The organism is Nocardia lijiangensis NBRC 108240, assembly GCF_001613045.1.
GTDB classification, from domain to species: Bacteria; Actinomycetota; Actinomycetes; order Mycobacteriales; family Mycobacteriaceae; genus Nocardia; species Nocardia lijiangensis.
In genome coordinates this window covers 1-17,642 of the sequence record NZ_BDBP01000076.1, presented here as the reverse complement: position 1 = coordinate 17,642, position 17,642 = coordinate 1, and the positions used below count along the sequence as shown (strand labels likewise).

Below are 17,642 nucleotides of genomic sequence, written 5' to 3'. Positions count from 1 at the left end.
CGCAAGACAACGCATGACCAATAACTACCGGTTCCCATAACTACTGTGACAACCCTCACCATACATGTCCGCGTTATCGCGACAAACTCGGCGACGCCACCGTCATTCGGTCACCGGCGGTCGGTCTGGAAGTACTGCGTCGAGTCAGGACGGTAGCTCAGATACAGCGCGCCACCCGCCAGCACGCCCTGCACGATCGCCGCGCCGCCCGCGATCAGCGAGGCCACGCCGGTCACCGCGTCCAGGGCGAACAGCGCCGCGACCGCGCCGAGCACCAGCCATATGGATAGCACCGTCAGCACGGTGCGCGCCCAGAGCTTGCCGCGGCCGAACTGGTGCACGACCGCGAGCGCGCCTGCGGCCAGCGCCAACCCGGCCAGCACCATGGCGACCAGCATCAGTGACACCAGCAGTTCGGCGGTGGCCATGGCGAAATTCGGGTCGCCCGCCTTGCCCTGGTCGAACATCCGCTGGTCGAGGTCGTCGCGCTGTTGCAACGAGGTCAATACCGTGCCGACCAGCTGCACGACACCGAATCCGATGATCCCCCACCACAGTTGGCGGGCCGTACGGATGTCTTCGGGCATCGGCGGCCGGGGCGGGACCGGCACGACGCCCATCGGTCTCGGGTGGTTCGTCACGACAACCAGTGTGCGGCCTCGGTCGCCCAGTAGGTGAGCACGATGTCCGCGCCCGCCCGGCGGATGCCGACCAGCGATTCCAGCACGGCGCCGCGGCGGTCGATCCAGCCGCGCTGCGCCGCGGCGGTGATCATCGCGTACTCACCGGAGATCTGGTAGGCCGCCACCGGCACCGTGGACCGGTCGGCGACGTCGCGCAGGATGTCCAGGTAGGACATGGCGGGCTTGACCATCACGAGGTCGGCGCCCTCGGCCAGGTCCAGATCCAGTTCGCGCAGCGACTCCCTGCGGTTGGCCGGGTCCTGCTGGTAGGTGCGGCGGTCGCCCTCCAGCGAGGAGCCGACGGCCTCGCGGAACGGTCCGTAGAAGGCCGAGGCGTACTTCGCGGCGTAGGCGAGGATGCCGGTGTCGGTCCATCCGACCGCGTCCAGGCCGCGCCGGATCGCGCCGACCTGGCCGTCCATCATGCCGCTGGTGCCGAGCAGGTCGGCACCCGCCTCGGCCTGGGCGATCGCCATATCGACGTAGCGGTGCAGGGTCGCGTCGTTGTCCACCGCGCCGTTCGGGGCGAGCACGCCGCAGTGGCCGTGGTCGGTGAACTCGTCGAGGCAGGTGTCGGCCATGATCACCGTCGCGTCGCCGACCTCGTCGGCCAGTGCGCGCAGGCCGCGGTTCAGGATGCCCTTGGGATCGCTGGCCTGGGTGCCTGCGGCGTCCTTGTCCTCCGGCTTGGGCACGCCGAACAGCATGAGCCCGCCGACCCCCGCCGTGACGGCCTCCACCGCCGCCTTGCGCAGCGAGTCCATCGAATGCTGATAGACCCCCGGCATCGACCCGATCTCCCGCGGTTCGTCCAGCCCGTCGGCCACGAACATCGGCAACACCAATTGCCGTGGTTCCAACGTTGTTTCAGCCACGAGACGGCGTAGAGCGGGAGTACGGCGCAACCGCCGCGGGCGGTCCATTCCGGTCATGAATCGCACGATACGCCTGCTCGGCGCCGGTGTCGCCAGCGCCTCTGGCGGTGGTGATCCGGCCCACCGCAGGCATCGGGCGATACCGGCCCGCACGGTCGCCGACCTCGGCAAACAGGGTCGCGAACTCGACGACGCGGACCGATACCAAAACGCGCCGCTCGACACCGGGCGCATGGGCCATGCTGAAGACAGGTTCCTCGCAGCGAGCCGGATCTCGGAGGCAAGGCGATGACGGGTTACGACCGATACGGGTTGCGGGTGGCGGCGTTGCGGCGGTTCGCCGCGGGCGGGGAAGTGTGGGCGATGGAGCGGCTGGCCGAGGCGCTGCGGGAGGCGAACGACCCCGGCGGCGCGGAACAATGGTTGCGGCGGGCCGCAGAGCTCGGCAGCGTATCCGCGCTCGGACCGCTCGGCGAGCTCGCCGCGGCGGACGGACGCGTAGCGGAGGCCATCGGATGGTGGGAGCAGGCCGTCACCGCCGGGTGCGCGGGAGCGGATCTCCGGCTCGGTGCGCTGTATCTGGAGCGAGGGGAACTGGATGCGGCGGAGCGCTGGCTGCGACCGGCGGCGGAAGCCGGGGCCCCGGAGGCGATGGCCAACATGGGCGTGATCGCGCACCGGCGCGGGGACGACGAGTCGGCCGTGCGCTGGTACGAGCGGGCCGCCCGGGGCGGAAACCCCACGGCCATGCGAAGTCTCGGCGTGCACCTGGCCCGCACCGGTGCATTCGAGCGCGCCGTCGAGTTGCTGACCGAGGCCGTGCGCCGCGGACGCCTCGACGCGATGGCGGTGCTCGGCGCCATGTACCTGGACCGCGGCGACATCGGCGCAGGCGAGCGCTGGCTGCGCCGCGGCGCGGCGGCGGGCGATCCCGATTCCATGTTCCACCTGGCGATGACCCTGCGCGACCGCCGAACCACCGACGCACCGAACTCCGCCGCTCCTGACGAGGCGGCCTACTGGCTCCAACGCGCGGCCGATCTCGGCCATCCCCAGGCCCTTCGGCTCCTTCTCGAACCCTGACGCCGACTGCTCGAACCCTGGCACCGGCTCGTTGCGGTTCGGGATCGCGCCGTCCCCGAGGATGAGTCGGCGTCAGTGGCTCGAGTGGGAGCAGACGAGCACTCGCGCCGCATCAAGCGTTCGGCGTGCAGCGACTGACGAGTGCGAAAAGTGTTGCAGCCAGCGGTTTTTGTCGGTAGGGGCGGGTAGAATCGAAGCTGTGTTCGAGGGGATCCGCCGGATTCCCGATCGCGAGGGGAGGACGCAAGTGCCCGCGACCGCAGCCGCCCGAAAGTCCACGATCATCACGCCCTACCGGCCGTTGGAGAAGCGCCCGCTGCCCGCGGGGCGTCCGCGCAGGTGGTACGTCACGCACAACCGCAGGCTCAAGGCGATGCGGTTGAGCATCGCCCTGCTCGACTCGGGGATCTACCTGCCGACCCAGGCGAGCAACGAGAAGATCCGGAACACCGCCGAACTCGTCGGCATCCGGCCGCCTTCCGACACCACGTGCCGTCTGGTGCGCACCTTGCTGCGCTACAGCCGCTGACTGCGTCCGGCCCGAGGCCGGGCGCGAAAGCGAAACGTCCACAACGCGGTGGGCGTTTCGCCGCGCGCGAGCTCCGCCAGTGCGGACCCGAAACGGTTTCAGCCGATGGGCGGCGTGAACAAACACCGCGGTGGGTACGGCATTGCTGTACTGCTGCCCGGCAACTCGACGAAGCAGGCCAACAGCCTGACCAAGGTGCTGGACAAGGCACTGGAGCCGGTCGCAGAACCCGATTCCAAGTCCGCGGCCGAACCGGTCCCCGCCACGGGCGGCGCCACGGCGGGCGCCGCGCCGGCAGGTGCGGCCGAAGCGGCACCGATGGTCAACGAAAGCAGTCCAATCGCAAGAGTTTTCGTCATCAACTGGTACATGGCGTTACCGCCTTCCTAATAACACTGTCAATCGTGTAATCGGTGACGGTAGCGCTATCCAGCCAAAGTGAAACGCCCATGTTTCTATGGGCAACCGGCGGAGCTGCCCCCTTCCACGAGAGGTACCTCGAGGCGGCGCGGCCCAAAAACGCGAAACGCCCACCATGGGGCGGGCGTTTCGCCGCGCCGATCACACACCGGGCGCGAAGCGGACGGCACTTACCGGCTGCGCCGGCTCTTCTTGCGCGGCGGGGGCAGCAGACCCTCGGCGCGCAGCCGGGCCGCGTGCTCGGCGAGCGCCTCGACCAGCGGGCCGACCTGCGCGGTCTCGGGCTGCACGTCCACGCGCAGGCCGAACTCGATGGCCGTCTCGGCGGTCTTCGGGCCGATGCAAGCGACGATGGTGCGCGCGTGCGGCTTGCCCGCGATGCCGACCAGGTTGCGCACCGTGGAGGACGAGGTGAACAGGACCGCGTCGAAACCACCGGTCTTGATCATCTCGCGGGTCTCCGCGGGCGGCGGCGAGGCGCGCACCGTGCGGTAGGCGGTCACGTCATCGATCTCCCAGCCGCGGTCGCGCAGACCCTCGGCCAGCGTCTCGGTGGCGATGTCGGCGCGGGGCAGCAGCACCCGGTTCACCGGATCGAAAACGTCGTCGTACGGCGGGAAGTCGGCGAGCAGGCCCTCGGAGGACTGCTCGCCCGAGGGCACCAGCTCCGGGTTGATGCCGAACGAGCGCACCTTGTCCGCGGTCGCCTCGCCCACGCAGGCGATCTTCACGCCGCTGAACGCCCGTGCGTCCAGACCGAATTCGGCGAACTTCTCCCACACCGCGCGCACCGCGTTGGTGGAGGTGAACACCACCCACTGGTAGCGGCCGTCGACGAGGCCCTTGACCGCGCGCTCCATCTGCGCGGGGCTGCGCGGCGGCTCGACCGCGATGGTCGGCACCTCCATCGGGATGGCGCCGTGGGTGACCAGCCGCTCGCTCATCTCGGCGGCCTGATCCTTGGTGCGGGGCACGAGCACGGTCCAGCCGTACAGCGCGCGCGACTCCCACCACGACATCTTCGACCGGGTGGCGACCGCCTTGCCGATGGTCACGACCAGCGGACCGACCAGTTCGGAGGCGGCGCTGTTCAGGGTGGCCAGGGTGGCTTCGATGGTGCGCTGCTGCCGGGTGGTGCCGCGCACGGTCACCGCGACCGGGGTCTGCGGCGCCATGCCGTGCTCCACCAGGGCGCTCGCGGTCTCGGCCAGGTGACCGGAGGTGGCGTGCAGCACCAGCGGGCCGGGCGCGGCGGCCAGTGCGGCCCAGTCGACCTCGCCGCGCACGTCGGCCTCGGTGTGGCCGGAGCCGAGCGCGATGCCCGCGTAGCTGGGGACCGCGGAGCCGTTCGGCAGGCCGGGCAGCACCTCGAACACCATGTGCGAACGGGTGACGGTGGTGACCTCGGTGATCACGGAATCGGCGGTCAGCGGATCGCCCGCGACCACGCGGACCACGTCGTGGCCGCTGCGCGCCTCGGCGACGAGCGTCTTCGCGACCTCGGCGGGCTCACCGAGTGCGGGGCGCACGTCGACCGGCCGGGTGCCGTCCTCGTTCTCCTCGACGGCGGTGCCGATCAGCGCGAGCACACCCTTGTCCACGTCGGGATCGGTGAAGGCCAGTGTCGCCCGCCCGAGCACCTCGCGCGCACGCACTGTCAGCAACGCCGGGTCACCGGGACCCGACCCGACGAACAAGATCCGCCCGGGGTGCTTCTTGGTGGCTCGGCTCATTGGTTGTTCTCCATTGGGCTGGGATTGCTGATACGACCTTCGGTCGCGCCCGGTCGCGACCGCTGCAAGTTCGGGACGTCACCTGAGTGCTCGGATCTCGCCTCGGCGGTGTCGTCTGTTCCGGGTGCGCCGAGCAGCTCGCGGGCCCCCAGCTCCAAGAGCTCTTGCGCGAGCGTGCGGCCGAGTCGATCGGCCTCGGCGGGTGCGCCGACCACCGAGGCGCGGAGCACCTCGGACCCGTCGGCGGCCGCTGCGCAACCGCGCAGCGAGAGTTCGTCGACGATGCGGCCGTCGTCGTCGAGCGACTCGACGACCTCGGCCAGCGCACCGATCGGCGCGGTACACCCGGCCTCGAGCTCGGCGAGCAGCGATCGTTCGGCGATGACGGCGGCCCGGGTGGCGGCGTCGTCGAGCCGGGTGAGCGCTGCGATGGTCTCGGTGTCGTCGCTGCGGCATTCGACCGCGAGCGCGCCCTGCGCCGGGGCGGGCAGCATCTGCACCGGCTCCAGCGCCTCGGTCACGGCGTCCAGCCTGCCGATCCTGGACAGACCGGCCCTGGCCACCACCACCGCGTCCAGCTCACCGTCGGTGACCTTGCGCAGGCGGGTGTCCAGGTTGCCGCGCAGCGGCACGATGTCCAGGCCGAGGCCGAGGGCCGCCAGCTGAGCCGCGCGGCGCGGCGCGGAGGTACCGATCTTGGAACCGGCGGGCAGCTCACCGAGCACCATCCCGTCGCGCGCCACCAGGGCGTCGCGCGGATCCTCGCGGGGCGGGATGGCGGCGATGGTGAAACGCGCGTCCGGCGCGGTCGGCAGGTCCTTGTAGGAGTGCACCGCGATGTCGATGGTTCCGGCGGCCAGCTCGTCGCGCAGCGCCGAGGTGAACACGCCGACACCGATCGTCTGCACCGGGTCGGAGGAAAGATCGCCGGGCGTCTTCACCACGACCAGCTCGGCCGGATGCCCCGCGGCGATCAGCGCGTCGCGCACGGTGCCCGCCTGGGTCAGCGCGAGCAGACTGCCGCGGGTGCCGATGCGCCACGGCGCCCGGGTTCCGTCGGCGGTCATGTTGTCCTCTTCCTGAACGACGGTCATGCCGACTTGCCCTCCTCGCCGAAGTGTCCAGCGGTGAAGTCGTCGGCGAGTCCCGCGCCGAATTCACCGGTGAGCGTGCTGATCTCCATCGGTGCGGCAACCGCTTGGGCCGCACCGGGTTTGAGTTCGAACAGTTCGCGTAGCGCCTCGGCGTAGCTGTCGCCGCCCGGCGTGGACGCGAGCTGCTTCACCCGCACGGTCGGCGCGTGCAGCAGCTTGTCGACGACCCGGCGCACGGTGCGCGCCACCTCGTCGCGCTCCGGATCGGCCAGGCCGGGTAGCCGCGAATCCAGCCGCAGCAGTTCGGCTTCCACCACCTCGGCGGCGCGCTGGCGCAGGGCGGCGACCGTCGGGGTCACCTCGGCCATGCGCTGGCCCGCCAGGTATCTGGCGAGTTCGTCGGCGACGATCGATCGTGCGGCGGCGGTGTCGTCGGCCGCGGCGCCCGCGGCCGGATCGCGCTGCAAGGTCTCGATGTCGATGACCGAGACGCCGGGCAGACCCGCCACCGCGTGCTCGACGTCGCGCGGCAGGCCGAGGTCGCAGAACACCAGCGGACGCTCGGTCGCCGGGAATTCGGCGCGATCGCGATCGGCCAGGGCGCGGTGCGTATCGGCCAGCGTCACCACGGCACCGACCGCACCGGTACAGGTGACCACCACGTCGGCGGCGGCCATCGCCTCGGTGAGCCGGGAGAGTTCGAGCGCCGAGGACTCGACGCCGTAGGAGCCCGCGGTCTCGGCGAGTCTGCGCGCCCGGTCGATGGTCCGGTTCACCACGATGATGCGGCCGATGCCCGCGCGCGACAGATGCGCGACGGCGAGTCCGCCCATCGCGCCCGCGCCGACCACCACGGCGGTGCGGCCGACCAGATCGCCCAGCACCTGCTTGGCCCGGTCCAGCGCCACCGACACCACGGAGGCGCCCGCCCTGTCGATGCCGGTCTCGGAGTGCACCCGCTTACCGACCCGCAGCGCGTGCTGGGCCAGCTCGTGCATGGTGCGCCCGACGGCCTGCTGCGCGTCGGCGGTGGCGTAGGCGCCGCGGATCTGGCTGAGCACCTGCTGCTCACCGACGACCATCGAGTCCAGCCCGCTGGCCACCGCGAACAGGTGCTCGGCGGCGGCCTCGCTGTAGCGCACGTAGGCGTGCTTGGTGAGATCCGGCAGCGGCAGCCCGGAATGCTTGGTGAGCAGGTCGCCGATTTCGGCGAGACCGCCGTGGAAGGCGTCGACCACCGCGTACACCTCGACGCGGTTGCAGGTCGAGACGATCATGGCCTCGGAGATGTGGCTGGAAGCGAGCATTCGATCGATCAGCTTGGGCCGGTCGGCATCGGTGATGGCGACCTTCTCCAGCACTGCGACGGGAGCGCTCCGATGCGAAATCCCGACCAGTAGAACGCTCATGCCTGCGCCTCGCTGACGCTCGGCTCCGGCATGCGCGAAGCGCGCTGGCACATGATTCGCTCACTACGTTCGCTCATGGTGTGACCACCGATCCCTTGCTACTTGGCTCCGTTGCCGAATGCGAGGTCGTCGAGTGCGTGAGGACCGGATGCCCGGCCGGGGAGTGCGGAGTCGGCACGCGGCGCGCGATCCGGCCGGACCCCGCGTGCGCCACCTCGGGCAGCGGCTCCGGTTCGGCGTTGCGGGTCCGTTCGAACGACAACATCTGCATTTCGACCGCCAGGTCCACCCGGCGGACTTCCACCGCGGGCGGCGCGATCAGCCCGCACGCGGAGAAGCTCAGAATCGACTGCAGCCCGGCCGCGACCAACTGGTCGCACACGTCCTGGGCCGCGTCGTCGGGCACCGCGATGACCGCGATGGTTGGTTCCAGTTCGGCGACGCCCGCGGCCAAGTCCGCGACATCGCGCACGCTCAATCCGGCCACCGACAGACCGACCACCCCGGGATCGGTGTCGAAGAGGCCGACCACGCTGAATCCGCGCCGCCGGAAGCCGCCATAGCCGACAAGGGCCCTGCCCAGGTTTCCGACGCCGACAAGCACCACGCGATGTCCACCGGACAGACCGAGCACGTCCTCGATCCTGGTCCGCAACTTCGCTACGTCATAGCCGACACCCCGGACGCCGTTGGGCCCGAGGAACGATAAATCCTTGCGTAACTTGGCCGAATTGACACCCGCCGCGACAGCCAGTTCCTCACTCGATACGATGAGCACACCGTCGTCGGCCAACATGGCGAGGACCCGGAGATAGGTGGCCAGCCGCGCCACGGTGGCCTGCGGGATGTCTTTCTGCAGAGCCCTGCCGGAGACGCCGCCCGGCGCCTCATGCTGCTCTGTCACGTCGTCGGCTCCTCGTTCCGGCCTGCGCACAGGTCCGGTTCGTCGTTCGACCTCGAGCCCGGCGCGGTCCGGTGCCATGGTCGAAGTATCGGATTTCAGGGCGGCTCCGCAGCCTCGGCATGCGGGTCGCGTGCCACCACCGTAACCGCTTGTGAAGCCCTGCACAAAGTCGGTGAAATTGGCCTCATTTTCCGCTGCGACCAGCACGGCGGCGAAATCGGACACGAATCACACCGATCAGCGACCCAGATCCGCCCGCAAACGTGCCTCGTCGACGTCGAAGTAGCTGTGCTCGCGACCGTCCAACAGCACGACCGGCAGCCGGTCGCCGTACTCCGCGCGCAGGCCAGGGTCGGTTTCCGCGGCGAGGTCGACGTCCAGGGCGCCGGGCTCGATGCCGAAATCCGCGCAGATCGCGCGCAACTGCTCCAGTGCCGTGGCACACAGCCCGCAGCCGGCCCTGGTCAGCAAAATCACTTCGTGCGCGGGCGGCGCAGCGGTGCTGTCTGTGGGATTGGTCATGGCCGTTATTAAATCCCCTCGCCACTCCCCGCCGGTGCGCGTGGTCTCCGGGTGACTGTCGGGGAATCCGGTTAGTGTGGACCTGGTTCGCGCGAACGGGCGGAGGTACTGGTGCCGGAACGATCGAAGGTGGAGAGGGCCGGGTTCATCGCGGGCCGGTTCGGCGAGTTCCCGGTGCGGTGGCACCTGGGCCCGCTCGGCCAGGGCCTGCAGGATCAGCTCGCTCGCATCTCCCGCAGTCCGTTCGGACCGACCGAGGAGGAGGTCCGCGCGAATCTGGCCGGTGAGGCCAGCGCCGACGCGGCGCTGTCGCTGCACGAATCGGAGCTGGCGACGGCCGAGCCCACGGGACCGGAGGTGCCGCGCGATCTCACCGCGGCGGCGTTCTTCGATGTGGACAACACAATGGTGCAGGGCGCCTCGATCGTGCATTTCGCGCGCGGTCTCGCGGCGCGCAAGTACTTCAAGACCTCCGACCTGGTCGATGTGGCATGGAAACAGGTGAAGTTCCGCGTCACCGGCAAGGAGAGCAGCACCGACATGGCCTCCGGCAAGGAGAAGGCGCTCTCGTTCATCGCGGGCCGCCCGACCTCCGAGCTGGCCGCGCTCGGTGAGGAGATCTACGACGAGATCATCGCCGACAAGATCTGGCCGGGCACCCGCGCATTGGCGCAGATGCACTTGGACGCGGGCCAGCAGGTCTGGCTGGTCACCGCGACGCCGGTCGAGCTGGCCCAGGTGATCGCCAAACGGCTCGGGCTGACCGGTGCGCTGGGCACCGTGGCCGAGAGTGTCGACGGCAAGTTCACCGGGCGACTCGTCGGCGACATCCTGCACGGGCTCGGCAAAGCGCACGCCGTGCGCACGCTGGCCATCCGCGAGGGTCTGAACCTCAAGCGCTGTACGGCGTACTCCGACAGTCACAACGACGTGCCGATGCTCTCACTGGTCGGCACGGCGGTCGCGATCAACCCCGACTCGGACCTACGCGAGCTAGCCAAGAACCGAGGCTGGGAGATCCGCGATTTCCGCACCGGCCGCAAGGCGGCGAAGATCGGCGTCCCGACCGCGCTCGCACTCGGCGCCGCGGGCGGCGCCGTCGCCGCAGCGGTCACCCGCCGCCGCGACCACTGAATTTTTGGCGCGCTGGCGCGCGCGTGTTCGCGCGTCAGGCTCGCTCCGTGCGGGGTGATCGGGGTGCGGATGTGTCTGTTCGGATCGGTGTGCAGGTTGGGGAGATCCGGTGGGCGTGAACGTCGCATGGTTCGTGTCGCCTGGTAATCCAGGCCGCTGAGCCGAGGTGCTGCCCGCGCGGGCAGTGGCGTGGCCGAGCGAGCGGCAGGATGTCGGAGGCAGTCACCTGGCGGCGACCACTGAGCGGCGGGCCCGCAACATCGGTCTCCACGATCCCGCGCATCAAACCTGACCGCACCATCGGCACCCGATCAACCCCGCACGGAGCGAGCCCGACGAGCGACCCGTTCGCGGCCGTCTCGCGTCCGAGCGGCCGAAGCGCATGCGCCCCCGGCGCGAGTCTCGGCCGCTCGGACGCGAGACATAGAGGCCGCGAACACGCGCGCGCGCCAGCGCGCCAAAGATTCAGCCGGTGAAGGGGTTCCGGCGCTTGGTAAGGAGTTTGTAGAGCGTCTGCTGGATGTTCTCGCGGACCTGGTCGGTGACCTCGAACATGGTCATCGGGTCGTCGGCGGCCTCGGGCTCGTAGGCGGTGGTGGCGATGGGCTTGCCGAATTCGATGTACCACTTCGAGGGGAGCGGCACCGCGCCGAGCGGGCCGAGGGCCGGGAACATCGGCGTCACCGGGAAGTACGGGAGGCCGAGCAGTCGCGCCAGCGGCTTGATGTCGGCCAGCTTCGGGTAGATCTCCTCGGAACCGACGATCGAGCACGGGATGATCGGCACGCCGGTGCGCACGGCGGCGGCGACGAAACCGCCGCGGCCGAAGCGTTGCAGCTTGTAGCGGTCGGAGTACTGCTTGCCGACGCCCTTGAATCCCTCGGGGAACACGCCCGTCAGCTCGCCGGAGCGCAGCAGGCGCTCGGCGTCCTCGCGGCAGGCCAGGGTGTGCCCGGCCTTGCGGGCCAGCACGCCGAGGAAGGGCATTTCGAAGATGAGGTCCGCGGCGAGCAGGCGCAGCGCGCGCTGCTTGGCGTGGTGGTCGTGAATGGCCAGCTGCAGCATCAGGCCGTCGATCGGAACGGTGCCCGCGTGGTTGGCCACCACCAGCGCACCGCCAACCTCGGGGATGTTCTCCATGCCGTTGACCTCGACGCGGAACCACAGATCCGACAGCGGGCGCAGTGCGGGCAGGATGACCGACTCGAGCAGGTGTTCGTCGAAACCGAATTCGTCCACCTGGTAGTCGCCGGTCAGGCGGCGGCGGGCGAAATCGGCGGTGCGGCCGATCTGCTTGCCGATTTCGTTGCGGACCAGGTCGGACAGCGACTGCGGCGCCTGCGGCACGGCCGAGGCGAGCCGATCGGTCAGAGAGGTGACCCGGCTCGGCTTCTTTTCGCCAGGTGCGGGGTCCGGCCAGCGACGGGTGCTGGTGCGCTGCCTGGCCTCGATATTCAGATCATGAAGTTGGATGACTTTCGCCACGTCGCTCATTGGTGTGCTCCCGTACCGGCCCCGATGAGGCCGAGCAGTTTCTTTTCTGCGGCATCGATCCACGCTGGATCGAAGACGGGCCGCAACGCTGCGCCCCCGATGAAGTCGTCGAACGCCTGAACTGTGGTCCATCGCGGCTCGAAACCGAGTTCGGTTCGCATCCGCGTCGTGTCCAGGCCGCAGCCGAAATGGAAGTAATCGAGTTGTTCGCCGGTGAATTCGCGCATCACCGACCCCATCAACGCGCGACCCGCGGTGCGGAACACCGTGAACGGCACCGGCAGCTCGATGCGCCCCGCTCGACGCACCGCCTGTGACAGCGCCAACGCACCATCGCCCGCGACGTTGTAGGTACCGCCGGGAGCCGTCTGCGCCGCATGTGCGAGCGCGGCTACCGCATCTTCTTCGTGCAACAGCTGCATTCGAGGGTCCCGGCCGAAGACGGTCGGAGTAACCGGTGAACGGAGATACTGTACGCCGCGACCGGCCAGTCGCGGGCCCACAATGGGCGCGAAACGCAGAATCGATGCCGCGATATCGGGGCGGCGGCGCGCAAGCCCACGAACGAAACCCTCGATTTCGATCATGTCGCGCGCAAACCATCCGCGCGGCGGCGTGCGCGCGCTCATTTCCTCGGTGAATTTCGCCGGATCCTTGGCGCTGCACCCGTAGACCGCCGAGGTGGAGCGCACGACGACGCGTCGCACCGAAGGCGACTTCTGGCAGACCGCGAACAACTGCATGGCGCCGAGCACGTTGACGTCTTTCATCGCCGCGCGACCGCCGCCGGACGGCGGCTTGGCCAGCATCGCGGTATGCACGACGGTGTCGACCTCGTTGCCGCCGATCACCTTGCGGATCAATGGGTTTCGAATATCGCCGCGGACGAACTCGGCGCGCCCCATGCGGCGCCGCCGTTCCCGGCTCGGTGTCATGGTGTCGACGGCGAGAATGCGCTCCACAGCAGGATCCTGGGCGAGCTTGGCCACCACGGCGCTACCGAAGAATCGGCTGGCGCCGGTCACCATGACGATCTTGGGCGTGTGCCCGTCCCTTATCTCAGATCCCACCGCAGCACCCGATCCCACCTACCAGGCCCCCATTTACATTTATTGGCGGTTCCAGAGTAACCGCTACCGTCTGGGTCGCCGAGAGTATTAACCAGGATCTAACGATGACTTCAGTCACCGGATACATCGACTTCGGTCACCGGGTACATCGAATAAGTTTCAAACTGAACTGTTTCAAAGACCGAGGCCCGCCACCGAGCGGTGACGGGCCTCTTGTTCACATAGGCGCCTGCCTGGCGAAGTCCGCCGTCGGCTCCGCACCTGCGGAGCGAAGGCGGTTGCACGCCCTGGCGGGCGCGCATGCTCACTTGCCGAGTTTGCGCCGCTGAACACGCGTGCGGCGAAGCAGCTTGCGGTGCTTCTTCTTCGACATGCGCTTGCGGCGCTTCTTGATCACAGAACCCATAGGGTGTCCTCGCGTTCTCTCTACTCGGCGCGCACGCCATGGCGTACGCCTAGCTGATTTCGGCATCCGCGCCGCCAGCGGCCACCGGACACCACAAACTGGCGCCGCAGGCAGGCGAACACGAACCGAGGGTTCATCCTACCGGTATGCGATGGCGGCACGAGCAAGGACCCTAGCGGTCGAGCGCGCCGTCATCCGCGGGCCGCCGCAAGCCGTACGGGGCCCTCTCGCGGTCCGAAACCGCTTCAGCCGGCGTCGAAGTAAGACGTCTCCAGGTAGTCGTGCACCGCCTTCGCGTGCACGCGGAACGATCGGCCGACGCGCACCGCGGGCAGTTCACCCGAATGCACCAACCGGTAGACCGTCATCTTGGATACCCGCATCAAATTCGCCACTTCGGCGACGGTGAGGAATTGCGTACCACCGCCGAGCACGGATTGGCCCGATGATCCCGAACCGCCTTGCGCTCGACCGCCGCTCCGGCCACCTGATGGGCCGGACGAACCTGGTGACGTCCCCGAGCTATTTGCAGACATCTTGTTGGAAGACATCATTGCACCATTGACCTCCGGCACGTCCGCGCCGCCGGCTTCCCCACCGGCGGAACAGACACGCACGTGCTCCTTGAAGCTTAGCGGGGCTAGTGGGATTACTGCGACGTGTGTGAGAAATCAGCTTCTGACGCCCGGTTTGCCCCGAGGAGAACGCGAGGTATACGAGCCGGGTGCTATTCCGCCGACGCGCCCTGTTCCGCGGACCGCCGCTTGGCCGCGTGCAACGCCTCGAGGAATGCCGAACGGACACCGCCGCGTTCGAGCTCGCGCAAGGCCGCTGCGGTGGTGCCCGCGGGCGAGGTGACGGCCGCGCGCAGCTCCACCGCACTCTGGCCGGATTCGTCGAGCAGCGCGGCCGAGCCGACCATCGTCTGCACCACCAGCTGGGTGGCCACGTCCCTGGTCAGGCCGAGCCCGACGCCCGCGTCCACCATGGCCTCGACGACCAGCAGGAAATAGGCGGGGCCGGAGCCGGATACCGCGGTGACCGCGTCCATCTGCGACTCGGCCACGGTGACTACCTTGCCGACCGCGGAGAGCAGCTCGGTGACCAGCTCCAGCTGCTCGGGCTTGGCGTAGCGGCCCGGCGCGAGCGCGCTCATGCCCTGGCCGACCAGCATCGGGGTATTCGACATCACCCGCACCACCGGGAAGCCCGCGGGCAGCTTGGCCTCCAGCCGCGCTGTCGGCACGCCCGCCGCCAGCGAGACGAGCACCTGGTCGCGGTCGCCCGCATTCAGCTCGGCCTTGGCCAGTTCGGTCAGCACGGCGTCCACGTCACCCGGCTTGACGGCGATCACCAGCAGATCGGCGCCGACGGCCGCGTCGGCCGCCTCGGCGGTGACGCGCACGCCCAACCGGCTCGCGATCAGCTCGGCCCGATCGGCGTGCGTCTCGACGACGACCAGATCCTTGCTCGCCCTGCCCGCCTCCAGCAAGCCGGCGATCAACGCCTCCCCGATCCGGCCTCCACCGATCACCGCAATTCTCGTCATGGTTGTAGAGATTAGTTGGCGCGTCAGCGCGGCTGGGGAATCAGTGCGAGTTGGCGGCTCTGCGCGACCACGGCGCCGGTGCTGTCCAGGATGAGCTGATCCTCGTCGAACATGCGTCCACCCACCTCGTGCGAGGTAGCGATGATGCGCAGCCAGCCGGGCGCAGGCCTGCGGCGCAGGTAGGTCGTCATCTGCACGGTGGGCGCCCAGCCGAAGTGGCCGAGGTTCACCGGCACCGGCGGGCTCATGTCGGCCGCCATCATCGCGAAGTACATGGACACGTCGGGATCGCGCTGATCGCTCTCGAACGGGCGCATCCACAACCGCAGCCGCGGCTCGCCCTTCGCGCCTTCCAGGAACGGCGCCCAGGTCCGGTCCAGGTAGAGGTCGGCGCCCTTGGCGACGTGCACGATCTTGCCCATCGGCGAACCCTCGTAGCCCATCGCATCGTCAGCCGGCTCGGCGGGCATGTCACCGTGCTCGGGAGCGTAGAGCGGTTCGATGTCGTCGAGATGACCGAAGGTGAAGGCGGTGCGCACCATGGCGCGGCCGTTCTGGGTGAGGGTGGCATCGGCGAGACAGATCTGGCGGCCGATCTTGCGGATGCGCACCTCGTACTCGACCTCGCCGGGCTCGGGAGCGCCGAGGAAGTCCGAACTGGCGGCGATCGGAGCCATCCCGGTGAGCGCGGGATCGGAGGCGCGCAGCCAGCGGGTGGCGGCCGCGGCGCTCGCGGCGACCATGGTGCCGCCGTGCACCTTCGGGCCGATGGTCCAGATATCGTCGATGACGCCCGCGTATCGCCCGATTCCGTCCTCGGCCGACAGCAGCTCGGTCAGCGCGCACACCTCGCCGAACGGGCCGTTCAGTGCGGCCGTCCCGGCCATGTCGGCGGTGAACTCCAGCGTCATCGTCGCTCCTGTCGTACTCCGAGAGATTCGTACAGCGTACAACTCTCGGTAGTGACCACGGCATTCCCCGGTGCGGGGCTGATCAATATCACATTGAGCCGGCGTCAGCCCTGATTCGCGTGCGCGGACGCCGGTGCGGGAGCCGGGGTCACGCCGTTCAGATGCAGCCGGGCGAAGGACAGCGTGCGATGCAGCATCGCCGCGCGATGGGCGGTGGTGCGGGCGTTCTGGGTGTTGATCTCGGCGACGGCGTGCCCGGAGAAACCGCTGCGCACCAGCTGCTCGCACAGTTCGACGCAGGGCTGTGTGCCGTCGCCGGGCACGAGGTGTTCGTCGTGGGCCGCACCGCGCCCGTCGGCCAGGTGCAGGTGGGCGAGGCCCTGTCCCATCCGGGCGGCCAGCGCGAGCGGATCGGCGCCCGCGGTCGCGGTGTGCGAGAGGTCGAGGGTGTAGTGCCGGAAGCCGGTGTCGGTCGGGTCGTAGGACGGGCTGAAGGCGGTCACGCCCCAGCCGGGTCCGCCGCGCCGCTCCAACCGCTTTGCCGAATTCGCGCCGCGGCCGAACAGCGAATCCGCGCGCATCGGGAACATGTTCTCCACCGCGACGACGACCGGGCTGTGCTCCTCCAGCTCGGCGACCTGCTCGGCGAAGCCCTCCGCGTAGCGGCGCTGCCAGCGGAACGGCGGATGCACCACCACGGTCGCCGCGCCGAGCGCCTCGGCGGTCCGCACGCTGCGCTCCAGCTTGGCCACCGGATCCGCGCCCCACACGCGCTGGGAGATCAGCAGGCACGGCGCGTGCACCGCGAGCACCGGCACACCGTATCTGCGGATGTAGCTCTGCACGGTGGCGATGCTCTGGCTGGCGGGCTCGGCCCAGACCATCAGTTCGACGCCGTCGTAACCGAGTTCGGCCGCGTACCGGAAGGCCGCCTCCGTGTTCTGCGGATAGACCGACGCGCTGGACAGGCCGACCAGGATGTCGCGCCCTGGCGGGCTCGCCGATCCACCCGGCGTCCCCGCCGCCGGTTCCCCGCTCGGATCGGGCGCCGGTCCCCCGACCGCGCTGCCGATCCGAGTGTCTTCCGCCTGCCCGATGGTCCCCACAGCCACTCCCTACTCAGTTCGTACTGAGAAGAAAGGCTAGCGGTCCCAGCGTGACGAAGATGCCCACAACGACGGCGATCACCGTGCTGAGGATGTCGTCGGTCCTGCGCAGAATCCGCACCAGGGCAACCAGACCCAGGATCACGATCATCGCCAGGGCCAGCGCCACCCAGGGCAGCATCTCCCACATCCGCTCGAAACCCTTGAACAGCAACATTCCGGCGACCGCAGCGCCGGTGCTCTGCCCGCCGAGGACCATCCACTGCTTGCGGTTGGCGTCGTACTCCGCCTTGCGCGCGGCGCGGGAGCCACGCGGCAACGGCCGCTTGGCAGGCGTCCGCTTCCTGGCAGGCGCCTCGTCCTCGTCCTCCTCGTCGTCGAGCAGGAATTGATCGTGCACATCGGTGAAGCCCTCGTCGAGCGCGACCTCGGCGCGGCCGCCGCGCGACCTGCCGCGACCGCCTGCGCGTTCGGCGCGCTCCACACCGTCGCGCAGCAGGTCGCCCGCCACCGTGGAACCGGAGACCAGCTGCTGATCCTGGCTGGCCAGCGACCACGCGGCCGTCGGGATGCCACCGGACTCGGGCTCGGAATCGGTCTGCTGCGGCTCCGGCTTGTGCCGTCTCGCCGACCACGCCGGCCGCGCGCCTTCCGCGCGGGAGCGCAGGCTCTCGGAGCGCGGAGATCTTCGCTGCTCCTCGCGCGGCTCCTGGCTCGGCG

20 protein-coding genes are annotated in these 17,642 nt (G+C 69.4%); 5 read left to right on the top strand and 15 right to left on the bottom strand.

Annotated features, from left to right (window positions below):
* Nucleotides 1–110: 110 nt before the first annotated feature.
* Together NL1_RS26090 and hemB are read right to left on the bottom strand one after the other, a co-directional pair.
* Nucleotides 111–641 carry a hypothetical protein gene (locus NL1_RS26090; RefSeq protein WP_067844599.1) on the bottom strand — a complete coding sequence of 177 codons (531 nt, stop codon included), beginning with the start codon at nt 639–641 and terminating at the stop codon, nt 111–113.
* Nucleotides 638–1,615: a porphobilinogen synthase gene (gene hemB, locus NL1_RS26085; protein WP_067844597.1), complete on the bottom strand. Its 978-nt coding sequence runs from the start codon at nt 1,613–1,615 to the stop codon at nt 638–640. The genes NL1_RS26090 and hemB overlap by 4 nt, the downstream gene beginning before the upstream one ends.
* On the opposite strand from hemB, the gene NL1_RS26080 reads away from it, so the two are divergent.
* From NL1_RS26080 to NL1_RS26065, 4 genes are all read left to right on the top strand, one after another.
* A complete protein-coding gene (locus NL1_RS26080; RefSeq protein WP_067844595.1) occupies nt 1,614–1,850 on the top strand; it encodes a hypothetical protein in 237 nt (78 codons plus the stop codon). The genes hemB and NL1_RS26080 overlap by 2 nt on opposite strands.
* Nucleotides 1,847–2,641: a tetratricopeptide repeat protein gene (locus tag NL1_RS26075; protein WP_067844593.1), complete on the top strand. Its 795-nt coding sequence runs from the start codon at nt 1,847–1,849 to the stop codon at nt 2,639–2,641. The genes NL1_RS26080 and NL1_RS26075 overlap by 4 nt, the downstream gene beginning before the upstream one ends.
* A 247-nt stretch (nt 2,642–2,888) precedes the next feature.
* The gene (locus tag NL1_RS26070; protein WP_067844675.1) at nt 2,889–3,170 is read left to right on the top strand and encodes a hypothetical protein; all 282 of its coding nucleotides are present in this window, start codon (nt 2,889–2,891) and stop codon (nt 3,168–3,170) included.
* A 105-nt stretch (nt 3,171–3,275) separates the two neighbouring features.
* Nucleotides 3,276–3,560, top strand: a complete 285-nt coding sequence (locus NL1_RS26065; RefSeq protein ID WP_067844591.1) for a hypothetical protein — start codon at nt 3,276–3,278, stop codon at nt 3,558–3,560.
* A gap of 200 nt (nt 3,561–3,760) precedes the next feature.
* Here the strand turns inward: NL1_RS26065 and NL1_RS26060 are convergent, their stop codons facing one another.
* From NL1_RS26060 to NL1_RS26040, 5 genes are all read right to left on the bottom strand, one after another.
* Entirely contained in the window at nt 3,761–5,323 is a 1,563-nt protein-coding gene (locus NL1_RS26060) for a bifunctional uroporphyrinogen-III C-methyltransferase/uroporphyrinogen-III synthase (RefSeq protein ID WP_067844589.1), read from the bottom strand.
* Complete coding sequence (gene hemC / locus NL1_RS26055; protein ID WP_084510953.1) at nt 5,320–6,417, bottom strand: hydroxymethylbilane synthase; 1,098 nt, start codon at nt 6,415–6,417, stop codon at nt 5,320–5,322. The genes NL1_RS26060 and hemC overlap by 4 nt, the downstream gene beginning before the upstream one ends.
* The gene (locus tag NL1_RS26050; protein ID WP_067844587.1) at nt 6,414–7,826 is read right to left on the bottom strand and encodes a glutamyl-tRNA reductase; all 1,413 of its coding nucleotides are present in this window, start codon (nt 7,824–7,826) and stop codon (nt 6,414–6,416) included. Before NL1_RS26050 ends, hemC begins: the two co-directional genes overlap by 4 nt.
* A 73-nt stretch (nt 7,827–7,899) precedes the next feature.
* Nucleotides 7,900–8,730 (bottom strand): redox-sensing transcriptional repressor Rex, encoded by an 831-nt coding sequence (locus NL1_RS26045; RefSeq protein ID WP_067844673.1) that lies wholly within the window; start codon nt 8,728–8,730, stop codon nt 7,900–7,902.
* 237 nt (nt 8,731–8,967) lie between these two features.
* A complete protein-coding gene (locus NL1_RS26040) occupies nt 8,968–9,252 on the bottom strand; it encodes a glutaredoxin family protein (RefSeq protein WP_067844585.1) in 285 nt (94 codons plus the stop codon).
* 186 nt (nt 9,253–9,438) lie between these two features.
* Here NL1_RS26040 and NL1_RS26035 point away from each other — a divergent pair, with 186 nt between their 5' ends.
* Nucleotides 9,439–10,386: an HAD family hydrolase gene (locus NL1_RS26035; RefSeq protein ID WP_245673534.1), complete on the top strand. Its 948-nt coding sequence runs from the start codon at nt 9,439–9,441 to the stop codon at nt 10,384–10,386.
* A gap of 465 nt (nt 10,387–10,851) precedes the next feature.
* Here NL1_RS26035 and NL1_RS26030 read toward each other — a convergent pair whose 3' ends face one another.
* From NL1_RS26030 to NL1_RS39695, 8 genes are all read right to left on the bottom strand, one after another.
* Nucleotides 10,852–11,880 carry a lysophospholipid acyltransferase family protein gene (locus NL1_RS26030; protein WP_067844583.1) on the bottom strand — a complete coding sequence of 343 codons (1,029 nt, stop codon included), beginning with the start codon at nt 11,878–11,880 and terminating at the stop codon, nt 10,852–10,854.
* Complete coding sequence (locus NL1_RS26025; RefSeq protein WP_067844581.1) at nt 11,877–12,908, bottom strand: NAD-dependent epimerase/dehydratase family protein; 1,032 nt, start codon at nt 12,906–12,908, stop codon at nt 11,877–11,879. Before NL1_RS26025 ends, NL1_RS26030 begins: the two co-directional genes overlap by 4 nt.
* 346 nt (nt 12,909–13,254) lie before the next feature.
* Entirely contained in the window at nt 13,255–13,356 is a 102-nt protein-coding gene (locus NL1_RS36840; RefSeq protein WP_003402602.1) for a 30S ribosomal protein bS22, read from the bottom strand.
* Between the two features lie 245 nt (nt 13,357–13,601).
* On the bottom strand, nt 13,602–13,892 hold the full coding sequence (locus NL1_RS39700) for a helix-turn-helix domain-containing protein (protein ID WP_245673532.1): 291 nt from the start codon (nt 13,890–13,892) through the stop codon (nt 13,602–13,604).
* 191 nt (nt 13,893–14,083) lie between these two features.
* Nucleotides 14,084–14,905: a pyrroline-5-carboxylate reductase gene (gene proC, locus NL1_RS26015; protein ID WP_067844579.1), complete on the bottom strand. Its 822-nt coding sequence runs from the start codon at nt 14,903–14,905 to the stop codon at nt 14,084–14,086.
* A gap of 23 nt (nt 14,906–14,928) precedes the next feature.
* Nucleotides 14,929–15,816, bottom strand: coding sequence for a thioesterase family protein (locus tag NL1_RS26010; protein ID WP_084510952.1), 888 nt, complete (start codon nt 15,814–15,816; stop codon nt 14,929–14,931).
* Nucleotides 15,817–15,920: 104 nt separating this feature from the next.
* The gene (locus NL1_RS26005; RefSeq protein ID WP_067844667.1) at nt 15,921–16,796 is read right to left on the bottom strand and encodes a sugar phosphate isomerase/epimerase family protein; all 876 of its coding nucleotides are present in this window, start codon (nt 16,794–16,796) and stop codon (nt 15,921–15,923) included.
* A gap of 139 nt (nt 16,797–16,935) precedes the next feature.
* On the bottom strand, nt 16,936–17,642 hold a 707-nt coding region (locus NL1_RS39695; protein WP_507763278.1), incomplete at its 5' end, for an Rv0497 family membrane protein.